29 protein-coding genes are annotated in these 20900 nt (G+C 62.7%); 21 read left to right on the top strand and 8 right to left on the bottom strand.

Annotated elements, in window-relative coordinates; all coding sequences use genetic code 11:
- The first annotated feature begins 155 nt into the window (after positions 1 to 155).
- The 9 genes from NKI97_RS08735 (at position 156) to NKI97_RS08695 (ending at position 8998) form a co-directional block, all read left to right on the top strand.
- Positions 156 to 929 carry an SDR family NAD(P)-dependent oxidoreductase gene (locus NKI97_RS08735; protein WP_352451001.1) on the top strand — a complete coding sequence of 258 codons (774 nt, stop codon included), beginning with the start codon at positions 156 to 158 and terminating at the stop codon, positions 927 to 929.
- A gap of 80 nt (positions 930 to 1009) precedes the next feature.
- A complete protein-coding gene (gene hisD, locus NKI97_RS08730) occupies positions 1010 to 2332 on the top strand; it encodes a histidinol dehydrogenase (protein ID WP_352748044.1) in 1323 nt (440 codons plus the stop codon).
- 15 nt (positions 2333 to 2347) lie between these two features.
- A complete protein-coding gene (locus NKI97_RS08725) occupies positions 2348 to 3370 on the top strand; it encodes a zinc-dependent alcohol dehydrogenase (protein WP_352833650.1) in 1023 nt (340 codons plus the stop codon).
- A gap of 31 nt (positions 3371 to 3401) precedes the next feature.
- A complete protein-coding gene (gene hutC, locus NKI97_RS08720) occupies positions 3402 to 4133 on the top strand; it encodes a histidine utilization transcriptional repressor HutC (RefSeq protein ID WP_352833568.1) in 732 nt (243 codons plus the stop codon).
- Positions 4134 to 4359: 226 nt separating this feature from the next.
- Positions 4360 to 5361: an ABC transporter substrate-binding protein gene (locus NKI97_RS08715; RefSeq protein WP_352615287.1), complete on the top strand. Its 1002-nt coding sequence runs from the start codon at positions 4360 to 4362 to the stop codon at positions 5359 to 5361.
- Positions 5362 to 5458: 97 nt separating this feature from the next.
- Positions 5459 to 6256: an ABC transporter permease gene (locus NKI97_RS08710; RefSeq protein ID WP_352833648.1), complete on the top strand. Its 798-nt coding sequence runs from the start codon at positions 5459 to 5461 to the stop codon at positions 6254 to 6256.
- Between the two features lie 10 nt (positions 6257 to 6266).
- A complete protein-coding gene (locus tag NKI97_RS08705; protein ID WP_352451005.1) occupies positions 6267 to 7049 on the top strand; it encodes an ABC transporter ATP-binding protein in 783 nt (260 codons plus the stop codon).
- A gap of 204 nt (positions 7050 to 7253) precedes the next feature.
- A complete protein-coding gene (locus NKI97_RS08700) occupies positions 7254 to 7655 on the top strand; it encodes a YciI family protein (RefSeq protein ID WP_352451006.1) in 402 nt (133 codons plus the stop codon).
- Between the two features lie 86 nt (positions 7656 to 7741).
- Positions 7742 to 8998 carry an RNA polymerase sigma factor gene (locus NKI97_RS08695; protein WP_352634581.1) on the top strand — a complete coding sequence of 419 codons (1257 nt, stop codon included), beginning with the start codon at positions 7742 to 7744 and terminating at the stop codon, positions 8996 to 8998.
- An 87-nt stretch (positions 8999 to 9085) separates the two neighbouring features.
- Here NKI97_RS08695 and NKI97_RS08690 read toward each other — a convergent pair whose 3' ends face one another.
- The 4 genes from NKI97_RS08690 to NKI97_RS08675 all read right to left on the bottom strand — a co-directional run bounded on the left by NKI97_RS08690 (position 9086) and on the right by NKI97_RS08675 (position 10488).
- Entirely contained in the window at positions 9086 to 9493 is a 408-nt protein-coding gene (locus NKI97_RS08690; protein ID WP_352451008.1) for a PIN domain-containing protein, read from the bottom strand.
- Positions 9483 to 9713 carry an AbrB/MazE/SpoVT family DNA-binding domain-containing protein gene (locus NKI97_RS08685; RefSeq protein ID WP_023676182.1) on the bottom strand — a complete coding sequence of 77 codons (231 nt, stop codon included), beginning with the start codon at positions 9711 to 9713 and terminating at the stop codon, positions 9483 to 9485. Before NKI97_RS08685 ends, NKI97_RS08690 begins: the two co-directional genes overlap by 11 nt.
- Before the next feature lie 107 nt (positions 9714 to 9820).
- A complete protein-coding gene (locus NKI97_RS08680; protein ID WP_352743996.1) occupies positions 9821 to 10249 on the bottom strand; it encodes a type II toxin-antitoxin system VapC family toxin in 429 nt (142 codons plus the stop codon).
- The gene (locus tag NKI97_RS08675) at positions 10246 to 10488 is read right to left on the bottom strand and encodes a type II toxin-antitoxin system Phd/YefM family antitoxin (protein ID WP_352451010.1); all 243 of its coding nucleotides are present in this window, start codon (positions 10486 to 10488) and stop codon (positions 10246 to 10248) included. The genes NKI97_RS08680 and NKI97_RS08675 overlap by 4 nt, the downstream gene beginning before the upstream one ends.
- 259 nt (positions 10489 to 10747) lie before the next feature.
- Here NKI97_RS08675 and NKI97_RS08670 point away from each other — a divergent pair, with 259 nt between their 5' ends.
- The 6 genes from NKI97_RS08670 to NKI97_RS08645 all read left to right on the top strand — a co-directional run bounded on the left by NKI97_RS08670 (position 10748) and on the right by NKI97_RS08645 (position 13225).
- Complete coding sequence (locus NKI97_RS08670; RefSeq protein WP_023716560.1) at positions 10748 to 11071, top strand: ArsR/SmtB family transcription factor; 324 nt, start codon at positions 10748 to 10750, stop codon at positions 11069 to 11071.
- Positions 11068 to 11478: an SRPBCC family protein gene (locus NKI97_RS08665; protein ID WP_352833565.1), complete on the top strand. Its 411-nt coding sequence runs from the start codon at positions 11068 to 11070 to the stop codon at positions 11476 to 11478. The genes NKI97_RS08670 and NKI97_RS08665 overlap by 4 nt, the downstream gene beginning before the upstream one ends.
- Before the next feature lie 71 nt (positions 11479 to 11549).
- Positions 11550 to 11942 carry a VOC family protein gene (locus NKI97_RS08660; RefSeq protein ID WP_352833562.1) on the top strand — a complete coding sequence of 131 codons (393 nt, stop codon included), beginning with the start codon at positions 11550 to 11552 and terminating at the stop codon, positions 11940 to 11942.
- A gap of 87 nt (positions 11943 to 12029) precedes the next feature.
- Positions 12030 to 12260, top strand: a complete 231-nt coding sequence (locus tag NKI97_RS08655; RefSeq protein ID WP_352547400.1) for a hypothetical protein — start codon at positions 12030 to 12032, stop codon at positions 12258 to 12260.
- Positions 12261 to 12264: 4 nt separating this feature from the next.
- Entirely contained in the window at positions 12265 to 12735 is a 471-nt protein-coding gene (locus NKI97_RS08650; protein WP_352833560.1) for a DUF1801 domain-containing protein, read from the top strand.
- A 91-nt stretch (positions 12736 to 12826) separates the two neighbouring features.
- Complete coding sequence (locus NKI97_RS08645) at positions 12827 to 13225, top strand: DUF1801 domain-containing protein (protein ID WP_352744055.1); 399 nt, start codon at positions 12827 to 12829, stop codon at positions 13223 to 13225.
- On the opposite strand, the gene NKI97_RS08640 is transcribed toward NKI97_RS08645, so the two are convergent.
- Positions 13226 to 14134 carry a dihydrodipicolinate synthase family protein gene (locus NKI97_RS08640; protein ID WP_352833557.1) on the bottom strand — a complete coding sequence of 303 codons (909 nt, stop codon included), beginning with the start codon at positions 14132 to 14134 and terminating at the stop codon, positions 13226 to 13228.
- A gap of 265 nt (positions 14135 to 14399) precedes the next feature.
- Here NKI97_RS08640 and NKI97_RS08635 point away from each other — a divergent pair, with 265 nt between their 5' ends.
- The 6 genes from NKI97_RS08635 (at position 14400) to NKI97_RS08610 (ending at position 20164) form a co-directional block, all read left to right on the top strand.
- On the top strand, positions 14400 to 15497 hold the full coding sequence (locus NKI97_RS08635; RefSeq protein WP_352743987.1) for a Gfo/Idh/MocA family protein: 1098 nt from the start codon (positions 14400 to 14402) through the stop codon (positions 15495 to 15497).
- Positions 15498 to 15508: 11 nt separating this feature from the next.
- Positions 15509 to 16168, top strand: coding sequence for a ThuA domain-containing protein (locus NKI97_RS08630; protein WP_352680924.1), 660 nt, complete (start codon positions 15509 to 15511; stop codon positions 16166 to 16168).
- Between the two features lie 148 nt (positions 16169 to 16316).
- Positions 16317 to 17516 carry a mannonate dehydratase gene (uxuA, locus tag NKI97_RS08625; protein ID WP_352743985.1) on the top strand — a complete coding sequence of 400 codons (1200 nt, stop codon included), beginning with the start codon at positions 16317 to 16319 and terminating at the stop codon, positions 17514 to 17516.
- On the top strand, positions 17513 to 18427 hold the full coding sequence (locus tag NKI97_RS08620) for a PfkB family carbohydrate kinase (RefSeq protein WP_352743984.1): 915 nt from the start codon (positions 17513 to 17515) through the stop codon (positions 18425 to 18427). The genes uxuA and NKI97_RS08620 overlap by 4 nt, the downstream gene beginning before the upstream one ends.
- A 98-nt stretch (positions 18428 to 18525) precedes the next feature.
- A complete protein-coding gene (locus NKI97_RS08615) occupies positions 18526 to 19308 on the top strand; it encodes an SDR family NAD(P)-dependent oxidoreductase (RefSeq protein ID WP_023676169.1) in 783 nt (260 codons plus the stop codon).
- A gap of 70 nt (positions 19309 to 19378) precedes the next feature.
- Positions 19379 to 20164 carry a GntR family transcriptional regulator gene (locus NKI97_RS08610; RefSeq protein WP_352451507.1) on the top strand — a complete coding sequence of 262 codons (786 nt, stop codon included), beginning with the start codon at positions 19379 to 19381 and terminating at the stop codon, positions 20162 to 20164.
- 17 nt (positions 20165 to 20181) lie between these two features.
- Here the strand turns inward: NKI97_RS08610 and NKI97_RS08605 are convergent, their stop codons facing one another.
- From NKI97_RS08605 to NKI97_RS08595, 3 genes are read right to left on the bottom strand one after another with little or no spacing between them, the layout of a single operon-like run.
- Complete coding sequence (locus NKI97_RS08605) at positions 20182 to 20370, bottom strand: hypothetical protein (RefSeq protein WP_352451508.1); 189 nt, start codon at positions 20368 to 20370, stop codon at positions 20182 to 20184.
- An 8-nt stretch (positions 20371 to 20378) separates the two neighbouring features.
- Positions 20379 to 20507: a hypothetical protein gene (locus NKI97_RS08600; RefSeq protein WP_280952094.1), complete on the bottom strand. Its 129-nt coding sequence runs from the start codon at positions 20505 to 20507 to the stop codon at positions 20379 to 20381.
- 5 nt (positions 20508 to 20512) lie between these two features.
- Positions 20513 to 20728, bottom strand: a complete 216-nt coding sequence (locus NKI97_RS08595; protein ID WP_023676165.1) for a DUF2934 domain-containing protein — start codon at positions 20726 to 20728, stop codon at positions 20513 to 20515.
- Between the last annotated feature and the right edge of the window lie 172 nt (positions 20729 to 20900).

Genomic DNA, 20900 nt, shown 5'->3' with positions numbered 1-20900 from the left:
CCGCGTAGTCCGGTCCGATGTCGGCCAATGCGCTGCCGCTCTGACAAGTTCCGCATGGCGCACTACAGCCATGATGTACATGCTTGTATAGATAAGCTGCATTCGGATAGTCTCGACGCGATCGGTCCAAGCGCGACATTACCAAGGAGGATGACATGCGCAACGCATCTCTCTTCGATCTGTCAGGCAGGAAGGCGCTTGTAACCGGCGCAAGCCGTGGCATCGGGCGCAGCATCGCCGAGGCGCTCAGCGCGGCCGGCGCCGACGTCGCGGTCACGGCGCGCAGCGTGGCCTCGCTCGAGAAGACGATGGCCGCCATCCGCACCGCCGGCGGGGTCGCGCATGCCATCGCCCTGGATGTCACCGATGTCGACCGCTGCCGGGCGGCGACTGCCGAGGCCGGCAGCCTGCTCGGAGGTCTCGATATTCTCGTCAACAATGCGGGGGTGGAAGAGGTCCGGCCTTCACTCGATGTCGACGAGGCCTTGTGGGACCGGATTGTCGATACGAATCTCAAAGGCGCCTTCTTCTGCGCCCAAGCCGCCGCGCGGCAGATGAGAGACGCCGGACGGCCCGGCGTCATTATCAATCTCTGCTCGCTGACCTCCGAGGTTGGGGTCCCCACGGCGGTGCCGTACGGCTCGTCGAAATCAGGCCTCCTCGGCATGACGCGGGCGCTTGCAGCGGAGTGGGCCGATCTCGGGATCCGGGTCAACGCCATTGCGCCTGGCTATTTCAGGACAGCGATGACAGACGTGTTCTACAGCAACGAGGCATGGCAGCAATCGATGCTCGCCAAGATTCCGCAGCGCCGTTTTGGTGATCTCTCGGACCTGCACGGAATCGCGGTGTTCCTCGCTTCGGATGCGGCAGCCTACATAACCGGCCAGTCCATTCCCGTGGATGGAGGCTTTCTCGCATCGATTTGAAGGCTTCAGGGGCCGGAGACGTGTCCCAGAAGTGATCGACAAGCGCTAATCGTAATTGCGTTCTAAGAAAAGGAGCCGCCATGTCTGACGTCAGCTTCCACCGCCTGTCATCCCTCAGTGTCGATCAGCGGGCCAGTTTACTGAAACGCGCCGAAGGAGATCTGTCTTCCTTCATCGAAAAGGTCCGTCCAATCATCCAGGCCGTCAAGGATGAAGGTGACGCGGCACTGCTCCGGTTTGCACGCGAACTCGACAAAGCCGATGTTGCCGACGGTGGACTGAAAGTTTCGGAAGCGGAGTTCGACGCGGCATTCGACAAGGTCGAGAAGGATGTCGTGGAGAGTATCCGGTTCGGCATCGAGAACATAAGGCATTTCCACGAGGAGCAGCGCCCGGAAACAATGTGGCTCAAGGAAGTTCGGCCAGGCGCCTATGCGGGCGACCGATACACACCGATTGCTTCCGTTGCGCTTTATGTTCCGCGCGGCAAAGGCGCCTTTCCCTCGGTGACGATGATGACCTCGGTTCCGGCGGTGATTGCCGGGGTTCCCCAGATCGCGATCGTGACGCCTGCGACTTCGGATGGTTCCGTCGACGCCGCGACGCTGGTTGCTGCCCGCATCGCCGGCGTGGAGACCGTGTACAAGTGCGGCGGCGCCCATGCGGTCGCCGCCGTCGCCTATGGGACCGAGACCGTGAAGCCTGCCGTCAAGATCGTCGGGCCGGGGAGCCCCTGGGTGGTGGCGGCAAAGAGCGTGTTGTCCCCGATCATCAACACAGGTCTCCCCGCCGGTCCTTCCGAAGCGATCATTTTTGCCGATCACAGCGTCGACGGCGGCCTGGCCGCTCTTGACCTGTTGATCGAGGCCGAGCACGGGCCGGATTCCTCGGCCTACCTGGTGACGCACAGCCGCAAGGTCGCCGAAGCCGCGTTGATTGCGATACCGGAACACTGGTCCAGGATGAGCGAACAGCGTGTGGAGTTCTCACGCGCGGTGCTGACTGGGAAGCGCGGCGGCATCGTGCTGACCGAGTCGCTGGAGGACAGCTACCGGTTCATCAACGACTATGCGCCGGAGCACCTCGAGATTCTGTCAACGGAGCCATTTGCGCATCTCGGACGTATCACGGAAGCCGCCGAGATCCTCATGGGTCCGCATACGCCGGTGACCCTCGCCAACTTCGTCCTCGGGCCCAATGCGGTGCTGCCGACCAGCCGGTGGGCGCGAACCTTTGGACCGCTTTCCGTGACGGATTTCGTCAAGAGATCGTCGGTCGGCTATGTGACCTCGGCGGCCTATCCGGAACTCGCCCTGCATGCCCGCAGGCTCGCCCGCTACGAAGGATTCAGCTCGCATGAGAACGCGGTTTCGGAGATCCGCGATCGCTATCTCGCCGGCTGAGCGGAAATGATGACGATGAGGGCGGCGCGACTCTATGGACCCGGCGACTTGCGCGTCGAGGATATCGCCGCGCCAGGCGCTCCCGAACCATGCTGGGTGAAGCTAAGGGTCGATGCCGCAGGCATTTGCGGTTCCGATCTCCACAACTTCCGCACGGGCCAATGGATAAGCCGATCGCCTTCGACGGCTGGCCATGAGCTGACAGGCACGGTGATTGCCATCGGCGAGGGCGTGGATACCGTCGGTGTTGGCGACCGAGTGGTCGCCGATTCCCGTTTCTGGTGTGGAGAATGCGCGCAATGCCATGCAGGCAAGCGGCATCTTTGCACGTCGCTGGGCTTCGTCGGCGAGATATGCGACGGCGGATTTGCCGAACAGGCGGTCCTGCCCGCACGCCTCCTGCACATCGTCGATGCCGTGCTTGACGAACGGGTCGCGGCGATGGCCGAGCCGCTGGCTGTAGCGATGCACGCAGTGCGGCGTCTGCCGAAAACGGCCGGCTCCGTTCTTGTCGTCGGCTGCGGGACTATCGGCGGGCTTGCCGCACTGCTGCTTTCCCGGACATTCGCAGGTACCGTGCTCGTCGCCGACCGCAATCAGGGCCGCTGCGCCCGGGTGGCGAGGATCACCGGCGCCAGCATCGTCGACTTGAACCGGGACGCCATTGCCGCCGCCACCGCGGATGCCCCCTTGCTCGCTGCCGTCGAAGCAACCGGCAGCGTCGCAGCACTCGGCCAGTTGCTCGGCGTTCTCGATGCCGGCGGCACCGTTGCGATGGTCGGCATATTCCATGGCCGCCTCGACATCGATCCCAACATCCTGGTTGAACGCGAAATCGCATTGCTGGGATGCCACGCCTTTGCCGATGAGCTTCCCGACGCCATTCGGATGCTCGGCGAATTGACCGAGCCCATGGTCGAACTGATCGACCGCGAGATCGGCCTGGATGATGTTCCCGCAGCCTATGAGCGGCTGTTGGCGGGGCAGGGCGATGGTTTGAAAACAATCATCCGGATGCGGTCTGCCGGGCGCGTGTGATTTCCGAACCTTGCCGGAAAGGATTTTTGAAATGATCACTTTGCCCGACACCGCCAGCCCTCTTTACGAGAAGGTCAAGGACTACATCCTGACGAACATCGGAACGGGGCGATGGAGCAAGGACCGCAAGCTGCCGTCCGAAAATGAATTCGTGGCGACACTCGGCGTGTCTCGGATGACGGTCCATCGTGCCTTGCGGGAGTTGACCTCTGCGGGTTTTCTGATCCGGCTCCAGGGCGTCGGCACATTCATCGCGCCACCTCGACCGCAATCCGCACTGATCGAGATCAACAACATCGCGGCGGAAATTGTCGCGCGGGGAAACAGGCATCGCTCCGAGGTTATCGTCCTCGAAAAGATCATGCCGACAAAGGAGCTCGCGCTTTCGTTCGAGTTTGCAAAGCGCGTGTCGGTCTATCATTCCATCGTCGTCAACTTCGAGAACGATCTGCCTGTGCAATTGGAAGAGCGCTTCGTCAACCCGGGCCTGATACCCGACTATGACAAGCAGGATTTTTCCAGGACAGCGACCTACGACTACCTCATGCAGAAAACCCCGGTGACGGAGGTCGAGCACATCATCTCGGCGACCCCTGCCGATGCCGAGACGGCGCGGTATCTGGGCATCGATACCGGCAGCTGCTGCCTGCTTCTGCATCGCCGGACATGGACGGGCGCCGTCGTTGCCACGATCAGCAAGCTGACTTACGTTGGAAGCCGCTACTCGCTTGGCAGTCGGTATTCTCCGTCCAAAAAAACCTGATCGCAGTGGAGCGATTCAGAGTCGGAAAGAGGTGTCTAACTTGTATATGCATGTATGTATTTAGCCTTGACATCCGCTGTTGCTGACGTTGAAGTGTCGTCGCACTTCGGTTGAACTGACAGCTAAGATGCCGAGGCACGATGCCGCAAGAGCAGAAGCCCGCATTCTCACCAGGCCGGATGTTTGGCTCAAAAAAAGCGGCCTGATCATCAAGGGGAACAAGATGATGCGTAACCTAGCAGGACAATTTCGGGCACTCGTTATGGCTGCTGCCGTCGGGTTTGCCCCGGCGGTCTACGCGGCCGACACGACAATTCCGGCGACGCCTGAGGCAGGAACATTCAAGATCGGCATCGAGCCATGGCTTGGCTACGGCCAGTGGCACGTCGCCGAAGCCAAGGGTCTGTTCAAGGCGAACGGGCTGTCCGACGTGCAGATCGTGAACTTCGCCGAGGACAAGGACATCAACGCCGCCCTGGCGAGCGGCCAGCTCGATGCCGCCAACATCGCGACCCACACGGCTATGGGAATGGTTGCGGCGGGCCTGCCGGTGAAGATCGTGCTTCTGCTCGACGTCAGCATGACGGCAGACGCCATGATCGCCGGCAAGGACGTCGCCTCCGTCGCCGACCTCAAGGGCAAACAGGTGGCTTTCGAGGAAGGCACGACGAGCGACATCCTGCTCAAATACGCGCTCGCCAAGAATGGCATGTCCATCGCCGATGTCCAGCCGGTTCCAATGCCGGCGGCGGATGCCGGCAGCGCGTTGATCGCTGGCCAGGTTCCGGTCGCGGTTACCTATGAGCCTTATCTCACCGCGGCCAGGGCACAGAACAAGGACGTCAAGCTGCTCTTCACCGCAGGCGAAGATCCCGGCCTGATCAGTGACGTGTTCGTGGTGCGCGATGAGGTGATCAAGTCGCGTCCCGGCCAGGTGCTTGCCATGATCAAGACCTGGGATGCGGCCCTGAAGGCTTACAATGCCGACACGCCCGACGGCCGGGCGATCATCTCCAAGGCGGTCGGTTCGAGCGTCGAAGACCTCAACACCGCCTTTGATGGCGTGCGATACTATACTCTCGCCGAAAACAAGGATGCGCTGACGGGCGAATTTTCCACCAAGACATTCGCCGATGTCGAGGCAGCCGCCAAGAACGCCGGGCTGCTTCAGGCGGACGTGACGCCGGAGCAGATGATCGACCCGTCATTCGTCAAGGCCGCGAAATGACGAGGGCCGGCTCGCGGTGGTGACGCAAATGTCCGAGCAGCGTGCGACCAAGCCAAGCCCGTCTCACGCAGCGCCGGGGCCGGTGATCAAACAGCCGATGCGCCGTGGCCGAACCGCCCGGATCGGCGCGCCCCACGCCCGCGCCCGCGGGCGGAAGTTAGCGGTGGCGGTTTTTGCCGGCCTCGGCCTCGCCTGGTGGGCGGCAACAGGGCTGGGGCTGGTAAAGCCGATTTTCCTGCCCTCGCCGGGGAGCGTGGTGACCCAGCTCGGCAAGCTCTCGGGTGACGGCACGCTGTGGCTGGATCTCAGGACCTCGATATACCGTATTTCTGTTGGCTTCCTCATCGCCTCGGCATTGGCGATTCCGATTGGCGTGCTGATCGGCAGCTTCAGGACTTGGGAAGCGGCGATCGAGCCGCTTGTGGATTTCATCCGCTACATGCCGGTGGTCGCTTTCGTGCCCCTTTCCATCCTGTGGTCGGGGACGGGCGATGCCCAGAAGTTCCTGATCATCTTCATCGGCACCTTCTTTCAGCAGGTGCTGATGATCATGGACAATGTGAAGCGGGTTCCCGCTGATTTCATTGGCCTTGGCAGGACACTCGGCCTGCCGGATCGCAGGATCTTGACCCGCATCGTGGTTCCCAGCGCCTTGCCAGGCATCTGGGACACGTTGCGCATCAGTCTCGGCTGGGCATGGACCTGGCTGGTGTTGGCGGAACTTGTCGCGGCGACATCAGGGCTCGGCTACCGCATCACCGTGTCCCAGCGTTATTTCCAGACAAACACCATCATCGGCTACATCCTGCTGCTGGGCGTGCTTGGCCTCATTACCGACCAGGTCATGAAGGCACTGGGAAAAGTGCTGTTCCGGCAGGAGGGCCACGTGCAATGAGGCCGGGCCGATGAGTTTGCCCAAACTGCGGATCGAGGGTCTCCACAAGAGCTTCGGCACGGGCGCGCGGCGCACGGAAGTGCTGCGCGATATCAATCTCGATCTTGCCGACAACGAGTTCGTCTCGCTGGTGGGCACGTCGGGTTGCGGCAAGAGCACGCTGCTGTCGATCGTTGCCGGACTGCAGGATTTCGACGCGGGAGATCTTGCCATCGATGGCGCGCCAATCCTGCAGCCGGGCCTCGACCGCGGCGTCGTCTTCCAGTCCTACACCCTGCTTCCCTGGCTGACGGCGCAGCAGAATATCGAGTTCGCCCTCAAGGCCGCGGGTCATGATCGCGCGACCTGCCGCAGGATAGCACGCGAGCATCTCGATCTGGTCAAGCTCCCTCACAGCGCCAATCGTTATCCGTCTGAGCTTTCGGGCGGCATGAAGCAACGGGTGGCCATAGCGCGTGCTCTTTCCTATCGACCCAAAATGCTTCTGATGGACGAGCCCTTTGGCGCGCTCGATGCCTTGACCAGGCATCAGATGCAGGAACTCCTGACGCAGATCTGGGAGGAGCACAGGCTCACCGTGCTCTTCGTCACCCATGATGTGGAAGAAGCCGTCTACCTGTCGGACCGCATCGTCGTGATGGGGATCGGCCCGGGACGCATCATGCAGACCTTCAATGTCGATATCGAGCGCCCGCGCCGGGAAGAGGTCATGGAAACCCCGGCCTTTATGGATTTGCAGCGCAGCGTACACAAGGCGATCCGCGAGGCTTCAAAACGTCCCGAAATGGTTTAGGCGAGCCACTCAATTACTTACAATCGGCGACCAGCGTTGCGCCCAATCTCGATATCGCGCCATCGCGATTCCTGACCAGACGAGCCGCGATCGGCGGCTTTCTCCTCAACCTCGAAAAAAATTTGCAGGACAATGTCGATTTCCTAAACTCCGTTCGTCGTTTCGATGCCGGCCGGTGAGTCCGGCTCAACAAGGAGACAGACGATGCGTGTGATGGTGCTCGTGAAGGCTACCGAGGACAGCGAAAAGGGCTTTGTCCCCACGCCCGAGGCGAAGGAGGCGATGGAGGCGATGGGCAGGTTTAACGACGAGCTGCGCAATGCCGGCATCTTGCTCGACGCCGATGGCCTCAAGCCCTCCTCGCAGGGCAAGCGCGTTGCGTTCGATGGTCCCCGCCGGACGGTCATCGACGGGCCTTTCGCCGAGACCCGCGAACTGGTCGCCGGCTTTTGGCTCTGGGAAGTCAAGGACATGGACGAGGCGGTCGCCTGGGTGAAGCGCTGCCCCAATCCCATGCCGGGACCGAGCGAGATTGAAATCCGGCCGCTGTACGAGATGGCTGATTGGCAATGGGAATCTGATGCCGGAGGTCGCGGAAATCCATGACCGGGCGCGTGAGAAGCTTAGCGGCAACTGAACCTGTCGGCCGCAACCTGCTTTGCCTTCGTTATGGCTTTGGCCGATAAGGCAGCATGACGGCAGGCGAGACGCAGCAGGCGATCGAGGCGATTTTTCGCATTGAACGAGCCCGGCTCATCGCGGGCCTGGCCCGCCTCGTGCGCAATGTCGATCTTGCAGAGGAACTGGTGCAGGACGCCCTGGTCATAGCCTTATCCGAATGGTCCAGGACCGGCGTTCCGGCCAATCCCGGCGCTTGGCTGATGACGGTCGCCAAACGCCGCGCCATCGACGCGATCCGTCACGACAAGATGCGCGAGCGCAAGCATGAGGAGATCGCGCGGGAGCTGGACGGCGAGTGCGATGGTACGGCCGAGGGAAACGAAATGGCCATGAACGACGATCTTGGCGACGAGCTGCTGGGCCTCATCTTCACAGCCTGCCATCCCATACTTTCGGCCGACGCCCGCGCGGCCCTCACGCTGCGTGTCATCGGCGGCCTGACGACAGACGAGATCGCCCGTGCTTTCCTGTCGAGCGAGGTGACGATCGCCCAGCGCATCGTCCGCGCAAAGAGGACGATCGGAAAGGCCGGGCTCAGCTTCGAGGTGCCGCGCGGCGCCGAGCGTGCGGCGCGTCTGTCCTCGGTGCTGGAGGTCATCTATCTCATCTTCAATGAAGGCTATGCTGCCACGGCAGGCGACGACCTTGTCCGGCCGAGCCTGTGCCTGGAGGCACAACGGCTCGGCCGCATGCTGGCGGGGTTGATGGCCGAGGATGCCGAGGTGTTCGGCCTGCTGGCTCTGATGGAAATCCAGGCATCGCGCCTGCCGGCACGCATCGGGCCGGACGGCGCCCTCTTGACCCTGACCGAGCAAAACCGCGCGCGCTGGGACCAGCTGCTGATCCGCCGAGGCCTTGACGCGCTGGCCCGTGCCGAAGCCCTCGGGGGCGATGGCCCCTATGTGTTGCAGGCCGCGCTTGCAGCCTGTCACGCGCGGGCGCGCAGTCCGGCCGACACCGACTGGCCCCGGATCGCAGCGCTCTACGACCGGCTGCGTGCAGTGATGCCCTCGCCGGTGGTCGATCTCAATCGAGCGGTCGCCCACAGCATGGCCTTCGGGCCCGAAGCGGGCCTGCGGTTGGTAGACGAGATTGCCGACGCCGCCGCCTTGCGCAATTATGCGCCATTGCCGGCGGCGAGGGGCGATTTTCTGTTTCGGGCCGGCCGGCTGGCCGAGGCCCGCGCCGAATTCGAGGCTGCGGCCAAGCTCACCCGCAACGTGCGCGAAGCGGCCTTTCTCCTCGCCCGCGCAGACGCTTGTGGTTGACAGCATCGCTCTCCGTGCCCGACGCGCCGCTCGGCAACATCGAAAGCCGCCAGTTCGCTCCCGGCCAGCCCCCTTCAATGAGCGTGATCAGCTCGCAACGCGAAAGGGATTAACGATGCGCAAGCCTTCGTCGAGCGCCATTGCGTGCTGCATGTCCTCCGACCAAAGTGTATCGCAGCCAGCGTGAACCGCCGCGGAGGCGATCATCGCGTCATAGGTGGAAAGGCCGTACCGCTCGGCGAGCCTCAATCCTGTTTCGTGGGTCTCGAGCGTGAGCGGATGAACCGTCAACAGGCCGCGCAGCGTGGTCAGCAGCGCATGCGTGTCGTCCCATGACATTTGCATCTTCCGACGCGCGACATTGGTGAGTTCATTGAGAACCTGCACGCTGATCGCCCCGCCATCGGCGATGGCCGCCTCGGCCCGATCCGCCTTCGCCGTGTCGCCTGACGCGATATGAAGAAGGACATTGGTATCGAAAAAACTAACGGGCATTTGCCTCGTCCCGATCGAATTTGAAGTCAGCGGGAAGCCGACCGCGGAAGGCGCGGAGACGCTTCAGCAACTCCTCACGCCCGGGCTTCCGCGCGACGCCAAGCTGGCGGGCGTCAGCGACATGGATTTCGATCTCATCGCCTTCCCTGAGTTCAAGCGCTTCGACCACAGCGGCGGGAAGGCGGACCGCAAGACTGTTTCCCCATTTGGCGACCTGCATGCCACTTCCTCTCTTAGATATACGCTGGAAGAAATGTATATCCACAAGTCGTCAAGGTCAAGAATTGCAGCCAATCGGTTTATTCATTTTGGAGGAGAGGGCCTCGATCATGCCAGCAACTGCGTCGGCACGCCGAGAATCGGTCCTGCCTCGGCGAGCCGCTGGTCGAGGGTCCACACCGTGGCGCCATGCTCCGATGCCGTCGCGAGGTGCAGGGCGTCGCCAGCACGAAGCCCGAGCATATGCTGATCGGCGAATTTCGCGGCGACCCGAAAATGCCCGCCCGTCACCGGCAGCACGGTGAAGCTCTCAGCGACAAGCCTATTGAACATCGCGAGCGCTGCCGCGCGTTGCTCCAGGTCGATCTGTCCGGTCCGAAGCTTGATCGCCATGGCGGAGGACATCTCGGTGATGGTCCAGCCGCTGATCACAAGTTGCGCTGGGTCCTGCTCCACCAGCCAGCCCTGAACGCGCGCGGTCATGGCTTCGTTGGATAGCGCCGCGATGATCAGCGAAGTATCGAGATAGGACGTCAATAGCGATCGCCATCTCGCATCGATCGCACCAGATCGGCGGCAGCCTGAGCCTGCAGAGGCATGGTTGCGGTCAGGGATTGGAGCACGACGGCGTCGATCCGTTTGCGAGGGCGGGCCACGGCCGTGAGCCTAGCGACCGGCTTGCCACGCCGGGTTATGTCGATCGAGTCTCCAGCTTCGACCCGGTCGACGAGCTCACTCAGATGTGCCTTGGCGTCCGCCAGATTGACCGCGTCCATGTCACGCTCCTGACCATGTAGATAGTCATATAGCGCATCATACTTGACGATTCCAGCGCAGAGTACTTTGGCACACCAGGCTGCCCCAGGTCAGCGACTGTCGCGGCGCGCGACCATTTTCTCGTTCCACTTCTTGAAGACCGCTGTGTGAGCGAAGCAGGTGATCGCTCCTGCAACGAGAATTATGCCGCTTCCCGCTTGACTCACACATATCCCGGTGGTTATACATCGATCAATAGCCGAAGGGTTATCGATCCCAATGCCAAACGCTCACGATGTACTCTTCAGAACGCTTGCCGATCCGACTCGGCGCGCTATTTTTGAGCGGCTGTGTCGCGAAGGAGAGCAGACGGTCGGGGCTCTAACGGCTCAGGCCGGGATCTCGCAACCGGCCGTGTCAAAACATCTCGGCGTTTTGAGGCAGGCCGGGCTCGTGCGCGACCGCCATGCAGGGCGACAGACCCATTATAGCGCGCAGCTTGCTGCGCTTGCCCCCCTGATTGACTGGACAAGCCAGATGACCGGGTTCTGGCAGAGCCGGTTCGACGACCTCGAAGACCTGCTCAAAAGGATGGACCAGTGAACCGAACGTCGACCGAAACACTCTCCGTCATTGTTGAACGGGAAATCGCTTATCCGCCCGAGAAGATCTGGCGCGCGCTCACGCAACCACACTTGATCGAGGAGTGGCTCATGAAAAATGACTTCAAACCTGTCGCGAACCACCGCTTCAATCTTCACGCAGACTGGGGCGCTGTCGAATGTCAGGTGCAGACGGTCGAGCCGAACAGAACACTGACTTACACGTGGGATACTAAGGATCTCAAGAGTGTCGTCTCCTGGACCCTCACTCCCACGAGCACCGGAGCCCGCTTGCGCATGGAACAGTCGGGCTTCCGGCCGGATCAGCAGCCTTACTTCCGGGGTGCCAAAGTCGGCTGGCCGAGGTTCTTTGACGATCTGGAGCAGGTTCTGGCGCGGACGGACTGAGATCCGCTGGGCCATCCAGCCAAGGGCTCTGTTACAGAGCGACATCACGAGGCGATAATGGAGGCAAGCCAATGAAGATCAAGTTGGCCAAAGTATACGTGGACGACCAGGAAAAGGCACTGGGCTTTTACACCGAAATGCTCGGCTTTACCAAGAAGGCCGATTTCAGTAATGGGCCGTTTCGCTGGCTGACCGTCGCATCACCCGACGAGCCGGACGGTGCCGAGCTGCAACTCGCGCTCAATGACAACCCCGCTGCAAAGACCTACCAGCAAGCCATTTTCCAGCAGGGCCAGCCCGCGGTCATGTTCTTCACCGATAACGTCAAGGGCGACTACGAGCGCATAAAAGCGCGCGGCGCCGAGATCACGATGCCGCCGACCGAAGTAACCGGCTCGACCATCGCCCAGCTGAACGACAACTGCGGCAATCTCGTTCAAATCACCCAACTGGCGCGCTGGTAAAGCATGCGTTCAGTGGCGTGGCTGCCCGGCGGGAGTCGCCAAACGGGCCGCCCGATCCGCTTCGGTTCGTCTTCAGAGGAGGTCTCAATGGATTGGAACAAATGGGTTCGGCAGATCCACCGCTGGCTGTCGATTATCTTTGCGGCGGTCGTCGCCGCCATCTTCATTAGCCTGGGAGTAGGCAAGGAACCCGCCTACTGGGTATACCTCTTGCCGCTGTTTCCACTCGGCTTGCTCCTGCTTACCGGTCTGTACATGTTCGTGCTGCCTTACGCTCCCAAGTGGCGCAACGCGGGGGGCACCGGCGCATTGGAGTGAACGCATGGCCAACAAGACGTCCATCAAGTCAGCGGCGGTCGCGAAGAAGCCCGCCGCCAAGCCTGTAGCCGCCAAGCCGGTCCTCCTCGCAGGCGGCAACCCGCAGATTCCGAACGGTGATGGTGACGCTCCTGTGCAGGCCTACATCGCGGCCATGCCTGGCTGGAAACGCGACGTCGGCCGTCGCCTCGACGCGCTCATCGAGCGCAACGTTCCCAACCTGCGCAAGGCCGTCAAATGGAACTCGCCCTTCTATGGCGTCGAGGGTCAAGGCTGGTTCCTCAACTTCCATCGCTTCACAAAGTACATCAAGCTGGCTTTCTTCCGCGGCACGTCGCTGCATCCTGTCCCTCCAGGCGAGTCCAAGCACAAGGACGTGCGCTACCTCGACATCCGCGAGGACGACCAGCTCGACGAAGCTCAACTCACCGACTGGGTAAAGCAAGCCGGCCAGTTGCCTGGCGAGCAAATGTGAGTGGAATGCGAGTCATTCCCGCAAACCCGGTGCCGACTAGCGGTATTCATGTGACGGGCGAGCGGCAACAACCCTAGGGAAAGCGACAATGATGATGAAGAGTGGCTCAATGGAAGGAAATGCAGAGAGCTCTCCCTCTCAGCTGATAGATGCGAGGATCAGTGAGCTGGGCGATTGGCGAGGCAAGACGCTTTCCCATGTCCGCGCTCTCGTCAAGCAGGCTGACCCGGAAGTGGTCGAGGAGTGGAAGTGGCGAGGCGTTCCGGTGTGGTCGCACGCCGGAATAATCTGCACCGGCGAGACCTACAAGAACGTCGTGAAGGTGACCTTCGCAAAGGGCGCCTCCCTGCCGGATCCTGCAGGCCTGTTCAACTCCAGTCTCGAAGGCAACACCAGGCGCGCCATCGATATCCGTGAGGGCGAAGACATAGATGAGAATGCGTTCAAGGCGCTGATACGCGCTGCTGCCGCCCTGAACACGGCCCGATAGTCAGCTCCGGCCGATATGGTCGGCTAGCGGGCCGAGAGCGGCGAGCAAAGCTTCGCCGGTGGCTTGCGTCGCGTTCTCATGCGGCGCGCGCAGGTTCAGCCAGCGTCTGTCGCCGGACCGTACCGCCAGCACTGCCTTCATCGCGGAGATGAGGCCGGCGTCCTGGATGATTTTGCGGAACGCCTTGATGGCGGCATCCGCGTCAGTAATGTCCTCTCCCGCCAGCGCAGCGTCGTAGACGGCCCGGATCGCTGCGGCATTCAGATTGATCGTCGCCGAGATGCAGCCCGCAGCACCGTTGGCGAGGCCTTTCGTCAGCTGTGCTTCCGAACTAGGGAACACCGCGACCCCTGGAGCTGACGCAATGACCGCCGCGGTGTTGTTCCAATCGCCGGCGCTGTCCTTGTAAGCCACCACGACATCCGGAAACGCTTCGCTCAAGCGGGCGGTCAACGCCGGGCTCACCGGTACGCCGGAATTCTGCGGGATGTGGTAGAGGATCATCCTCATCGCCGGGTTCGCCACCCGTTCGATCAGCTCGCCATAGTAGCGGGCCTGTCCGTTGTCGCCGGCGGCCGTATAGAAGAACGACGGCAGCACCATCACCCCGGCACAGCCGAGCCCGACGGCATGCGCCGTCAGCTCGACGGTCTCGGCAAGTGCTGTGACACCGGTGCCGGGCATCAGATGGCCTGGCGAAATGCCGGCCTCGACCAGCCACTCCAGCGCTTGCATGCGCTCGCGCAACGAGACGGACAACGCCTCGCCCGTGGTGCCGAACGGCGACAGGAAATGCGCTCCCTGATCCAGCACCCATTTGGCGTGTGATATCCAGAGGTCGCGGGCAATGCGGCCGTCGTTTTCGAACGGCGTCAGAATCGGTGCGATGGTTCCTTGTGGGCGGATCATGTGCGTCCTTCTACGGGTGAAAATCTGTGCTGTGCTCAAAGCCGGCATCAGAAATGTCGAGCAAGCTACATGAAGCAGTGTTGCTGAGTACCGGCCGTTCGACCTCGAAAGCAAGCGGCTCGCGCATAGGCGCGCGATTGTGATCGGGCAGCGGTTCTGAGGCTCTCTAGGTATATACTTGTCACGGGATAACGTCGTCCGGCCGAAAGGGGGGTGACAAACGAGTTCTGCTGTTTCATCAATGCCGCCTTTTGAGGAGAAGCCCATGCGGAGGATCGGCGTCGGCATTATCGGCTGCGGCAACATTTCGGATGCCTATCTGAAGGCATCGCCACAATTCCCGGTGCTCGACATTGTCGGCGTCGCCGACATCAACCGGGCGGCAGCCGAGGCGAAAGCAGCGGCCCACGGCCTGGCTGCCATGCCGGTCGACGCGCTGTTGGCCGATCCGCGCGTCGAGATCGTGCTCAATCTGACGACGCCGCAGCATCATGTGCCGGTCGGCCTGCAGGCTGTCGGGCAAGGCAAGCACGTCTATTCCGAGAAGCCGCTGGCAACGACGCTCAGCGACGCCGAGCGGCTGGTCGCGGCCGCGCGCGAAAAGGGCGTGCGCGTCGGCTGCGCACCCGACACCTTTCTTGGCGGCTCCCACCAGACGGCGCGGCGCCTGGTCGATAAGGATACGGTCGGGACCATTGTCGCCGGCTCTGCCTTCATGCAGGTGCCCGGCCACGAGCTCTGGCATCCCAATCCGGATTTCTACTATCAGCCCGGCGGTGGGCCAATGCTCGACATGGGACCGTACTATCTGACCTGCCTGGTCAATCTCCTGGGTCCGGTAAAATCCGTGACCGGGCAGGCGAAGTCTTCCTACGCCACCCGCACCATCGGTTCTGGACCGCGCCAGGGCGAAACCATCCGGGTCGAGGTGCCGACCCATATTTCCGGGCTGCTCGCATTCGAGAATGGCGCCGCGGTCTCGATCACCACCAGCTTCGACGTCTGGAAGCATGAACACAATCACATCGAACTTTACGGAACCACGGGCTCGATGATCGTCTCCGATCCCAACCAGTTCCAGGGCGACATCAGGACCAGCCAGCGCAAGGGCGACTGGACGGTGGCCGATCAGATCAATTCCTATGGCGACGGCAATTACCGGGGCCTCGGCCTTGCCGACATGGCGCAGGCGATCGTCTCGGGCAGACAACACCGCGCCAGTCTCGACCTTTCCCTCCATGTCCTGGAAATCATGGAATCGATCATCTCTTCATCTGAGACAGGGCGGCGTATCGATCTCAGATATGGCTGCGCCCGGCCGGCGCCGATGCGCGCCGATCTGCCTTTTGGAATTCTGGAATAGGGAACAATGCGATGAGCAAGACGGCACTGATTTTCTGGGGCGGCTGGGAAGGTCACACCCCGGCCCGAAGCGCCGAAATCGTCAAGGAGATGCTGGCCGGCAACGGCTTCGACGTGCAGCTGGAGCAGGGGACTTCGGCACTTGCCGATCCGCAGCTGGGCAAGCTCGATCTCATTGTCCCGGTGATCACCATGTCGACAATCGAAAAGCCGGAGCTGCAAAACCTGACCAGCGCCGTCAGGGCCGGCACCGGCCTTGCGGGCTTTCACGGCACCATGTGCGACAGCTTCCGCAACGAACCGGAATATCAGTTCATGACCGGCGGCCAGTGGATCGCCCATCCCGGCAACATCATCGACTATCACGTCGACATCACCAGTCCAGACGATCCGGTCGTGCAAGGCATCGACGGCTTCGCCTACCGTTCAGAGCAGTATTACATGCATGTCGATCCGACCAACGAGGTGCTGGCGACGACTACTTTCACCGGCGAGCATCTCGATTTCATCGCCGGCGTCGTCATGCCGGTTGTCTGGAAGCGCCGCTACGGCAAGGGCCGCGTCTTCTACAGCGCGCTCGGGCACACCGCCGACGAGTTCGCCGTGCCGCAAATGCGCACGATGTTCGAACGCGGCGCGATTTGGGCCAGCCGAAACTCGGACCTTGAATAGCCGTTCAATCTGAACGCCACGTATCGTTGTAATCTCTCATAGGGCGGCCGCCCGAACGCGGACACAGGCACTGGACTGCGGCAATTGACTGCCATGGTAGCATCCAATACACCGGGGTCTCATCGAAAATTCCATGGCTGGAGGTCGAATGGAGCAGACGTGGCGATGGTTTGGGCCGAGCGACGCGGCAACGCTTGCCCATGCCAGGCAGGCCGGCGCGACCGGCATCGTGACGGCACTGCACGACATCCCTTACGGCGAAGTCTGGCCGATTGACGCCATCAGGCAGCGCCAGGCGCTTATCGAGGCGGATCCGGCGATGGGCCTGAAATGGAGCGTCGTCGAGAGTGTGCCCGTGCACGAAGACATCAAGCTCGGCCGCGGCGATCTCGACCGGCTCTACGACAATTTCAGGCAGACCTTACGGAATCTCGGCGCCTGCGGTGTGCGCACGGTCTGCTATAACTTCATGCTGATCCTCGACTGGACCCGGACCGACCTGGCTGCGCCGCTGCCGGGCGGCGGACGGGCGCTCCGCATGAACATGCACGAGCTTGCCGCGTTCGATTGCTACATGCTGCAGCGCAAGGGATCGGAGCGCGACTATGCGTCCGATGTTCTCCAGCGGGCGAGCGAATGGTTCGAGACGACGCCGGGTGCGTCAAAAGAGCGTCTGCTTGCCAACATCATGGCCGGCCTGCCAGGCGCCTTCAAGCGCTACGACGTAGCGGAATTGCGCGAAGTGGTGGCCGAGCAGTCGAGCCTGTCGCACGACCGGCTGCGTGAGAACGTCGTCCGTTTTCTCGAAAACGTTCTGCCGGCGGCCGAAGAGGCGGGCGTCACGTTGGCGATCCACCCGGACGATCCGCCGCGCGATCTCGTCGGCCTGTGCCGGATCGTCAAGAACGCGGACGACATCGCCTTTATCCTGGACGCAGTGCCATCGGCTAATAGCGGCCTTACCTTGTGCACGGGGTCGCTGGGCGCCAACCCGGCCAATGACGTGCCCGCCATCGCCAGCCGCTTTGCGCACAAGATCAACTTCGTGCATCTGCGCAACGTCAGCAAGGACCCGGACGGCTCGTTCATGGAATCCGAGCATCTGAGCGGCGATGTCGACATGGTCTCGGTGGTCTCGATCTTGCTCGACGAGCAGCAACGCCGCCGCGACGCCGGCGAACCGGCGGCGTTGCTGCCGTTTCGCCCGGATCATGGCCATGAGCTGATCGATGACGCTGCGCGGCACACCCATCCCGGCTATCCCGTGATCGGCCGTCTTCGCGGCCTTGCCGAATTGAGAGGCGTGATGACGGCGATTGCCCATCAGCGCGGCTACCGGCTGCAATGACGGCGCCCCGCCTGCTTTGCGTCGGCGCGCTCACCTACGATACGATCTTGCGCCTCGATGTCCTGCCCTCCGGCGCCGGCAAGTTCCTGCCAAGCGAGGCCGTGCAGATCGCGGCCGGCATGGCAGCAAGCGCGGCCGCGTCGGCCAGCCGCCAGGGCGGTCAGGTCTGGCTATGGGCAAGCGTCGGCAACGATGCCGTCGGCCGGGACGTCACCGCCCAGATGGAGGCGGAGCGGGTCGACTGTTCGCTGGTGCGAAAGGTCGAGGGCGGCCGCTCGGCCATTGCTACGATCCTGGTCGATGCCGCCGGCGAGCGTATGATCGTGCCCTTCTACGATGCCGTCACGCAAGCCGATCCGGACCGTCTTCCACATGCAGATTTTTCCCGCTTCGACGCCGTGCTGGTCGATGTCCGCTGGCCCGGAGCCGCCGCGCTGGCGCTGGCGAAGGCTCGCGAGTGCGGCATCCCGGCGATCCTTGACGCCGATGTCGCGTCGCGACCGGTGCTCGACCGGTTGCTGCCGCTCGCCTCGCATGTCGTTGCTTCGCTGCCGGCGGCACGCATCCTTTGCGGTCCGGAGATATCCGCCGGTTCTGCCGTCGCCATTCTCGGCGAACGGACCGGCGCCTTCGTGGCGGTCACCGATGGCGCGAACGGCACCGTGTTCCGCTACTCGGGCCGCAATGACGTCCGTCATCTGCCGTCGCCGCGGGTCGAAGCCGTCGACACCCTGGCGGCAGGCGACGTGTTCCACGGCACCTTCGCTCTCGGCCTGGCCGAAGGTTGGGACGAAGAGCGGGCGATAGCAGTGGCCAGCGCCGCCGCCGCCCTGAAATGCCTGCGTTTTGGCGGACGGCTCGGCGCGCCGACGCGCGCGGAAACGCTGGCTTTCATGCAAGGATCGACATGACGCCGAACACGCTTGGGCCGGTTCGGTGGAAAGAGCACGTCGAGTGGCGCCCGTCGGCTACCATGGCAGTCGCTGCGCAACTGTTCGAGGGAGGATAAATGGCTGAGTTCAAAAAACGCGCACTGGTCACCGGGGCGGCCATGGGCATCGGCCGTGCTGTCGCCGAAAGACTGGCCGAGCAAGGCGTCGACCTGATCCTGTTCGACCGGGCGGGCGATCAGTTGGATGAGGTAGCGGCGCAGCTTTCGGCGCGCGGCGTGACCGTGCACACCGTGCTTGGCTCGACCGCCGACACTGAGGCCTGTGGCCGCGCCGTCGAGCTTGCCCGGTCCGCGTTCGGCGGGCTCGACATGCTCTCCCACAATGCCGGCATCCAGCGTTACGGAACGGTGGAGACCACGGACGAGGCGCTTTGGGACGAGGTGATGAACGTCAACCTCAAGGCTGCCTACCTGCTCTCCCGCGCGGCGATGCCGCTGCTGCGGCAAAGCCGCGGCGCCATCGTCCATATGAGCTCGGTGCAGGGTCTGGCCAGCCAGGAAGGGGTTCTGGCCTACAGCACGGCCAAGCACGGCCTGATCGGCCTGGTCAAATCGATGGCCGTCGACTATGCGCCGCTCGGCGTGCGCGTCAATGCCGTCGCTCCGGGTGCGGTCGACACGCCGATGCTGCGGGATGCGGTCAAACTCAACGATAAGCCCGACGAGATCCTGCGCATCCTCGACAATATGCATCCGCTCGGCCGTACCGCCCGGCCGCAAGAGATTGCCGCAGTCGTCGCCTTCCTGCTGTCCGACGATGCCTCCTTCGTCACCGGCGAGGTCGTACGCGTCGATGGCGGCCTGCTGGCGCGCATCGGCGGTTCTCCGCGCAAGGAATAACGTCGGCGCTGCTGCTTGCGCAGGCATTTCATGAACGGCTTGACGCTGCAGAGCCTATAAGGGGTCGCCGATGGCAGGGCTTTTGGGAATGCGGACCACCACCGAGGGGCGGTTGGGCGAAACCGGCCCCGGCGTATCGGTCGCGGCGAGGACGTTCGAGGTTCTGCTCGACCAGATCCTGACCTTCCGTCTGAAGCCGCATGAAGTGATCTCGGAAAAGGCGATGTCGGAAGCCCTTGGCGTGAGCCGCACGCCGGTCAGGGAGGCGCTCGCCCGGCTGGCCGGTCTTGGCTTGATCGACATTTATCCGCAGCGCGGCAGCATGGTGGCGCCGCTCCGGATTGCCGATCTCGAGAAATCGCAGTTCCTGCGCGAAGCGCTCGAAGTCGGCCTGATCAAGCGCGCGGTCGAGAGCCCGCGCCGTGCCGACCTGCTTGCCGTGCTCAAAGGCGAACTGGCCGTCCAGGAGACGTTCGCCTCAATCGCGGACGACAGGCGCTTCTTCAAGTCGGACGAGCTGTTCCACCAGCACATCGCCAGCCATGCCGGCTTCCCCGGAATCTGGGCCGACATCAGCGCGGCGAAGCTGCACATGGACCGCTTCCGCTTCCTGTCTTTTCCGCGCCTCGACAGCATGTCGGTGGTCCTCGGCCAGCATCGGCGGATTGTCGATGCGCTTGAGCAGGCCGACGCGTTTGCGGCGGAAGAGGCGATGCGAACGCATCTTCGCCGCATCTTCGAGGTGCTCGAAATCGTCCAGCAGCGCTATCCCCACTATTTCGAGGCCCCAGGCTCGACGGGAAAGAGGACCGAAGCAGCTGCCGTCGGTTTGGCCGAACGTCAACCAATAGTGTGAGCCCGCTGTCAGCCGGCTCAATCCAAGCCTGGGCCTTTCTTCGGCGCTTCCGAAGGTGTCTTGGTCTTGCTGCCGGATTTGTCGGAAGCTGGCTCGGCTTTGCGATCTTGACCCTCGCCGCCTTGCTCCTTGCGGAGCTGCTTTTCCACTATCGATCGCGATCCTTCCGCCGGGTCTTGTTCAGGATGAGTATCGGTTCCCGTCATGTCGGCTCCTATCCATTTTGATCAATTGCGTGCGGCGTGGGCTGACCTCCGCCGCCGGTTCTGTCGCGCCCGATCATCAGCCAGGCGGCGAACAGCACGACCAGTACGACCACGATCCAGGCGACGAAACGAGGCATCGGCCTCATGTCCCTCGCCGCCGCTTGCTGCCGCGTGCCTCCGGATCGGAGCCGGCCTCGACCGTTGGATCGGGCACGACCGGGCCGCGTTCGGCCTCGGAACCCTCAGCTTCGATCTCCTGCACGGCCTGATCCCAGTGCTCGCGCTCGCGTCCTTGCGGACGGCCTTCGCGCTCCCAGATCTCATGGGCTCGCTGCCTGATACGCTCTTCCCTGTCCATGGCCTTTGCCTCCTCATCCCCTAATCCGGCGATCGCTGGTTTGTTCCGCGGTGCCAGCGCCGTTCATCGCGGTTCAGTTGACCTGATCACCCAGCGCTCTAGATCAACCTTCGCGCCGAAGTCGCTTGGTGCGGGGAGAACAATCGTGTGGCAGCAACGCTACAAGCACGTA

The sequence above is a fragment of the Mesorhizobium sp. M0296 genome, assembly GCF_040321675.1.
Taxonomy (GTDB): Bacteria; Pseudomonadota; Alphaproteobacteria; order Rhizobiales; family Rhizobiaceae; genus Mesorhizobium.
The sequence above is the reverse complement of the archived record's forward strand: the minus strand, read 5'-3'. Positions and strand labels throughout refer to the sequence as shown.

Excerpts from the sequence above, each read along its gene's own strand:
- NKI97_RS08705 (WP_352451005.1), top strand. The coding sequence starts at position 6,267 with ATGAGTTTGCCCAAACTGCGGATCGAGGGTCTCCACAAGAGCTTCGGC.
- NKI97_RS08645 (WP_352744055.1), top strand. The coding sequence starts at position 12,827 with ATGATGAAGAGTGGCTCAATGGAAGGAAATGCAGAGAGCTCTCCCTCT.
- NKI97_RS08605 (WP_352451508.1), bottom strand. The coding sequence starts at position 20,370 with ATGACGGGAACCGATACTCATCCTGAACAAGACCCGGCGGAAGGATCG.
- NKI97_RS08620 (WP_352743984.1), top strand. The coding sequence starts at position 17,513 with ATGACGGCGCCCCGCCTGCTTTGCGTCGGCGCGCTCACCTACGATACG.
- NKI97_RS08595 (WP_023676165.1), bottom strand. The coding sequence starts at position 20,728 with ATGGACAGGGAAGAGCGTATCAGGCAGCGAGCCCATGAGATCTGGGAG.
- uxuA (WP_352743985.1), top strand. The coding sequence starts at position 16,317 with ATGGAGCAGACGTGGCGATGGTTTGGGCCGAGCGACGCGGCAACGCTT.
- NKI97_RS08630 (WP_352680924.1), top strand. The coding sequence starts at position 15,509 with ATGAGCAAGACGGCACTGATTTTCTGGGGCGGCTGGGAAGGTCACACC.
- NKI97_RS08735 (WP_352451001.1), top strand. The coding sequence starts at position 156 with ATGCGCAACGCATCTCTCTTCGATCTGTCAGGCAGGAAGGCGCTTGTA.
- NKI97_RS08695 (WP_352634581.1), top strand. The coding sequence starts at position 7,742 with ATGACGGCAGGCGAGACGCAGCAGGCGATCGAGGCGATTTTTCGCATT.
- hisD (WP_352748044.1), top strand. The coding sequence starts at position 1,010 with ATGTCTGACGTCAGCTTCCACCGCCTGTCATCCCTCAGTGTCGATCAG.
- NKI97_RS08715 (WP_352615287.1), top strand. The coding sequence starts at position 4,360 with ATGCGTAACCTAGCAGGACAATTTCGGGCACTCGTTATGGCTGCTGCC.
- NKI97_RS08690 (WP_352451008.1), bottom strand. The coding sequence starts at position 9,493 with ATGCCCGTTAGTTTTTTCGATACCAATGTCCTTCTTCATATCGCGTCA.
- NKI97_RS08655 (WP_352547400.1), top strand. The coding sequence starts at position 12,030 with ATGGATTGGAACAAATGGGTTCGGCAGATCCACCGCTGGCTGTCGATT.
- NKI97_RS08700 (WP_352451006.1), top strand. The coding sequence starts at position 7,254 with ATGCGTGTGATGGTGCTCGTGAAGGCTACCGAGGACAGCGAAAAGGGC.
- hutC (WP_352833568.1), top strand. The coding sequence starts at position 3,402 with ATGATCACTTTGCCCGACACCGCCAGCCCTCTTTACGAGAAGGTCAAG.
- NKI97_RS08710 (WP_352833648.1), top strand. The coding sequence starts at position 5,459 with ATGCGCCGTGGCCGAACCGCCCGGATCGGCGCGCCCCACGCCCGCGCC.
- NKI97_RS08670 (WP_023716560.1), top strand. The coding sequence starts at position 10,748 with ATGCCAAACGCTCACGATGTACTCTTCAGAACGCTTGCCGATCCGACT.
- NKI97_RS08610 (WP_352451507.1), top strand. The coding sequence starts at position 19,379 with ATGGCAGGGCTTTTGGGAATGCGGACCACCACCGAGGGGCGGTTGGGC.
- NKI97_RS08660 (WP_352833562.1), top strand. The coding sequence starts at position 11,550 with ATGAAGATCAAGTTGGCCAAAGTATACGTGGACGACCAGGAAAAGGCA.
- NKI97_RS08600 (WP_280952094.1), bottom strand. The coding sequence starts at position 20,507 with ATGCCTCGTTTCGTCGCCTGGATCGTGGTCGTACTGGTCGTGCTGTTC.
- NKI97_RS08685 (WP_023676182.1), bottom strand. The coding sequence starts at position 9,713 with ATGCAGGTCGCCAAATGGGGAAACAGTCTTGCGGTCCGCCTTCCCGCC.
- NKI97_RS08725 (WP_352833650.1), top strand. The coding sequence starts at position 2,348 with ATGAGGGCGGCGCGACTCTATGGACCCGGCGACTTGCGCGTCGAGGAT.
- NKI97_RS08675 (WP_352451010.1), bottom strand. The coding sequence starts at position 10,488 with ATGGACGCGGTCAATCTGGCGGACGCCAAGGCACATCTGAGTGAGCTC.
- NKI97_RS08635 (WP_352743987.1), top strand. The coding sequence starts at position 14,400 with ATGCGGAGGATCGGCGTCGGCATTATCGGCTGCGGCAACATTTCGGAT.
- NKI97_RS08640 (WP_352833557.1), bottom strand. The coding sequence starts at position 14,134 with ATGATCCGCCCACAAGGAACCATCGCACCGATTCTGACGCCGTTCGAA.
- NKI97_RS08650 (WP_352833560.1), top strand. The coding sequence starts at position 12,265 with ATGGCCAACAAGACGTCCATCAAGTCAGCGGCGGTCGCGAAGAAGCCC.
- NKI97_RS08615 (WP_023676169.1), top strand. The coding sequence starts at position 18,526 with ATGGCTGAGTTCAAAAAACGCGCACTGGTCACCGGGGCGGCCATGGGC.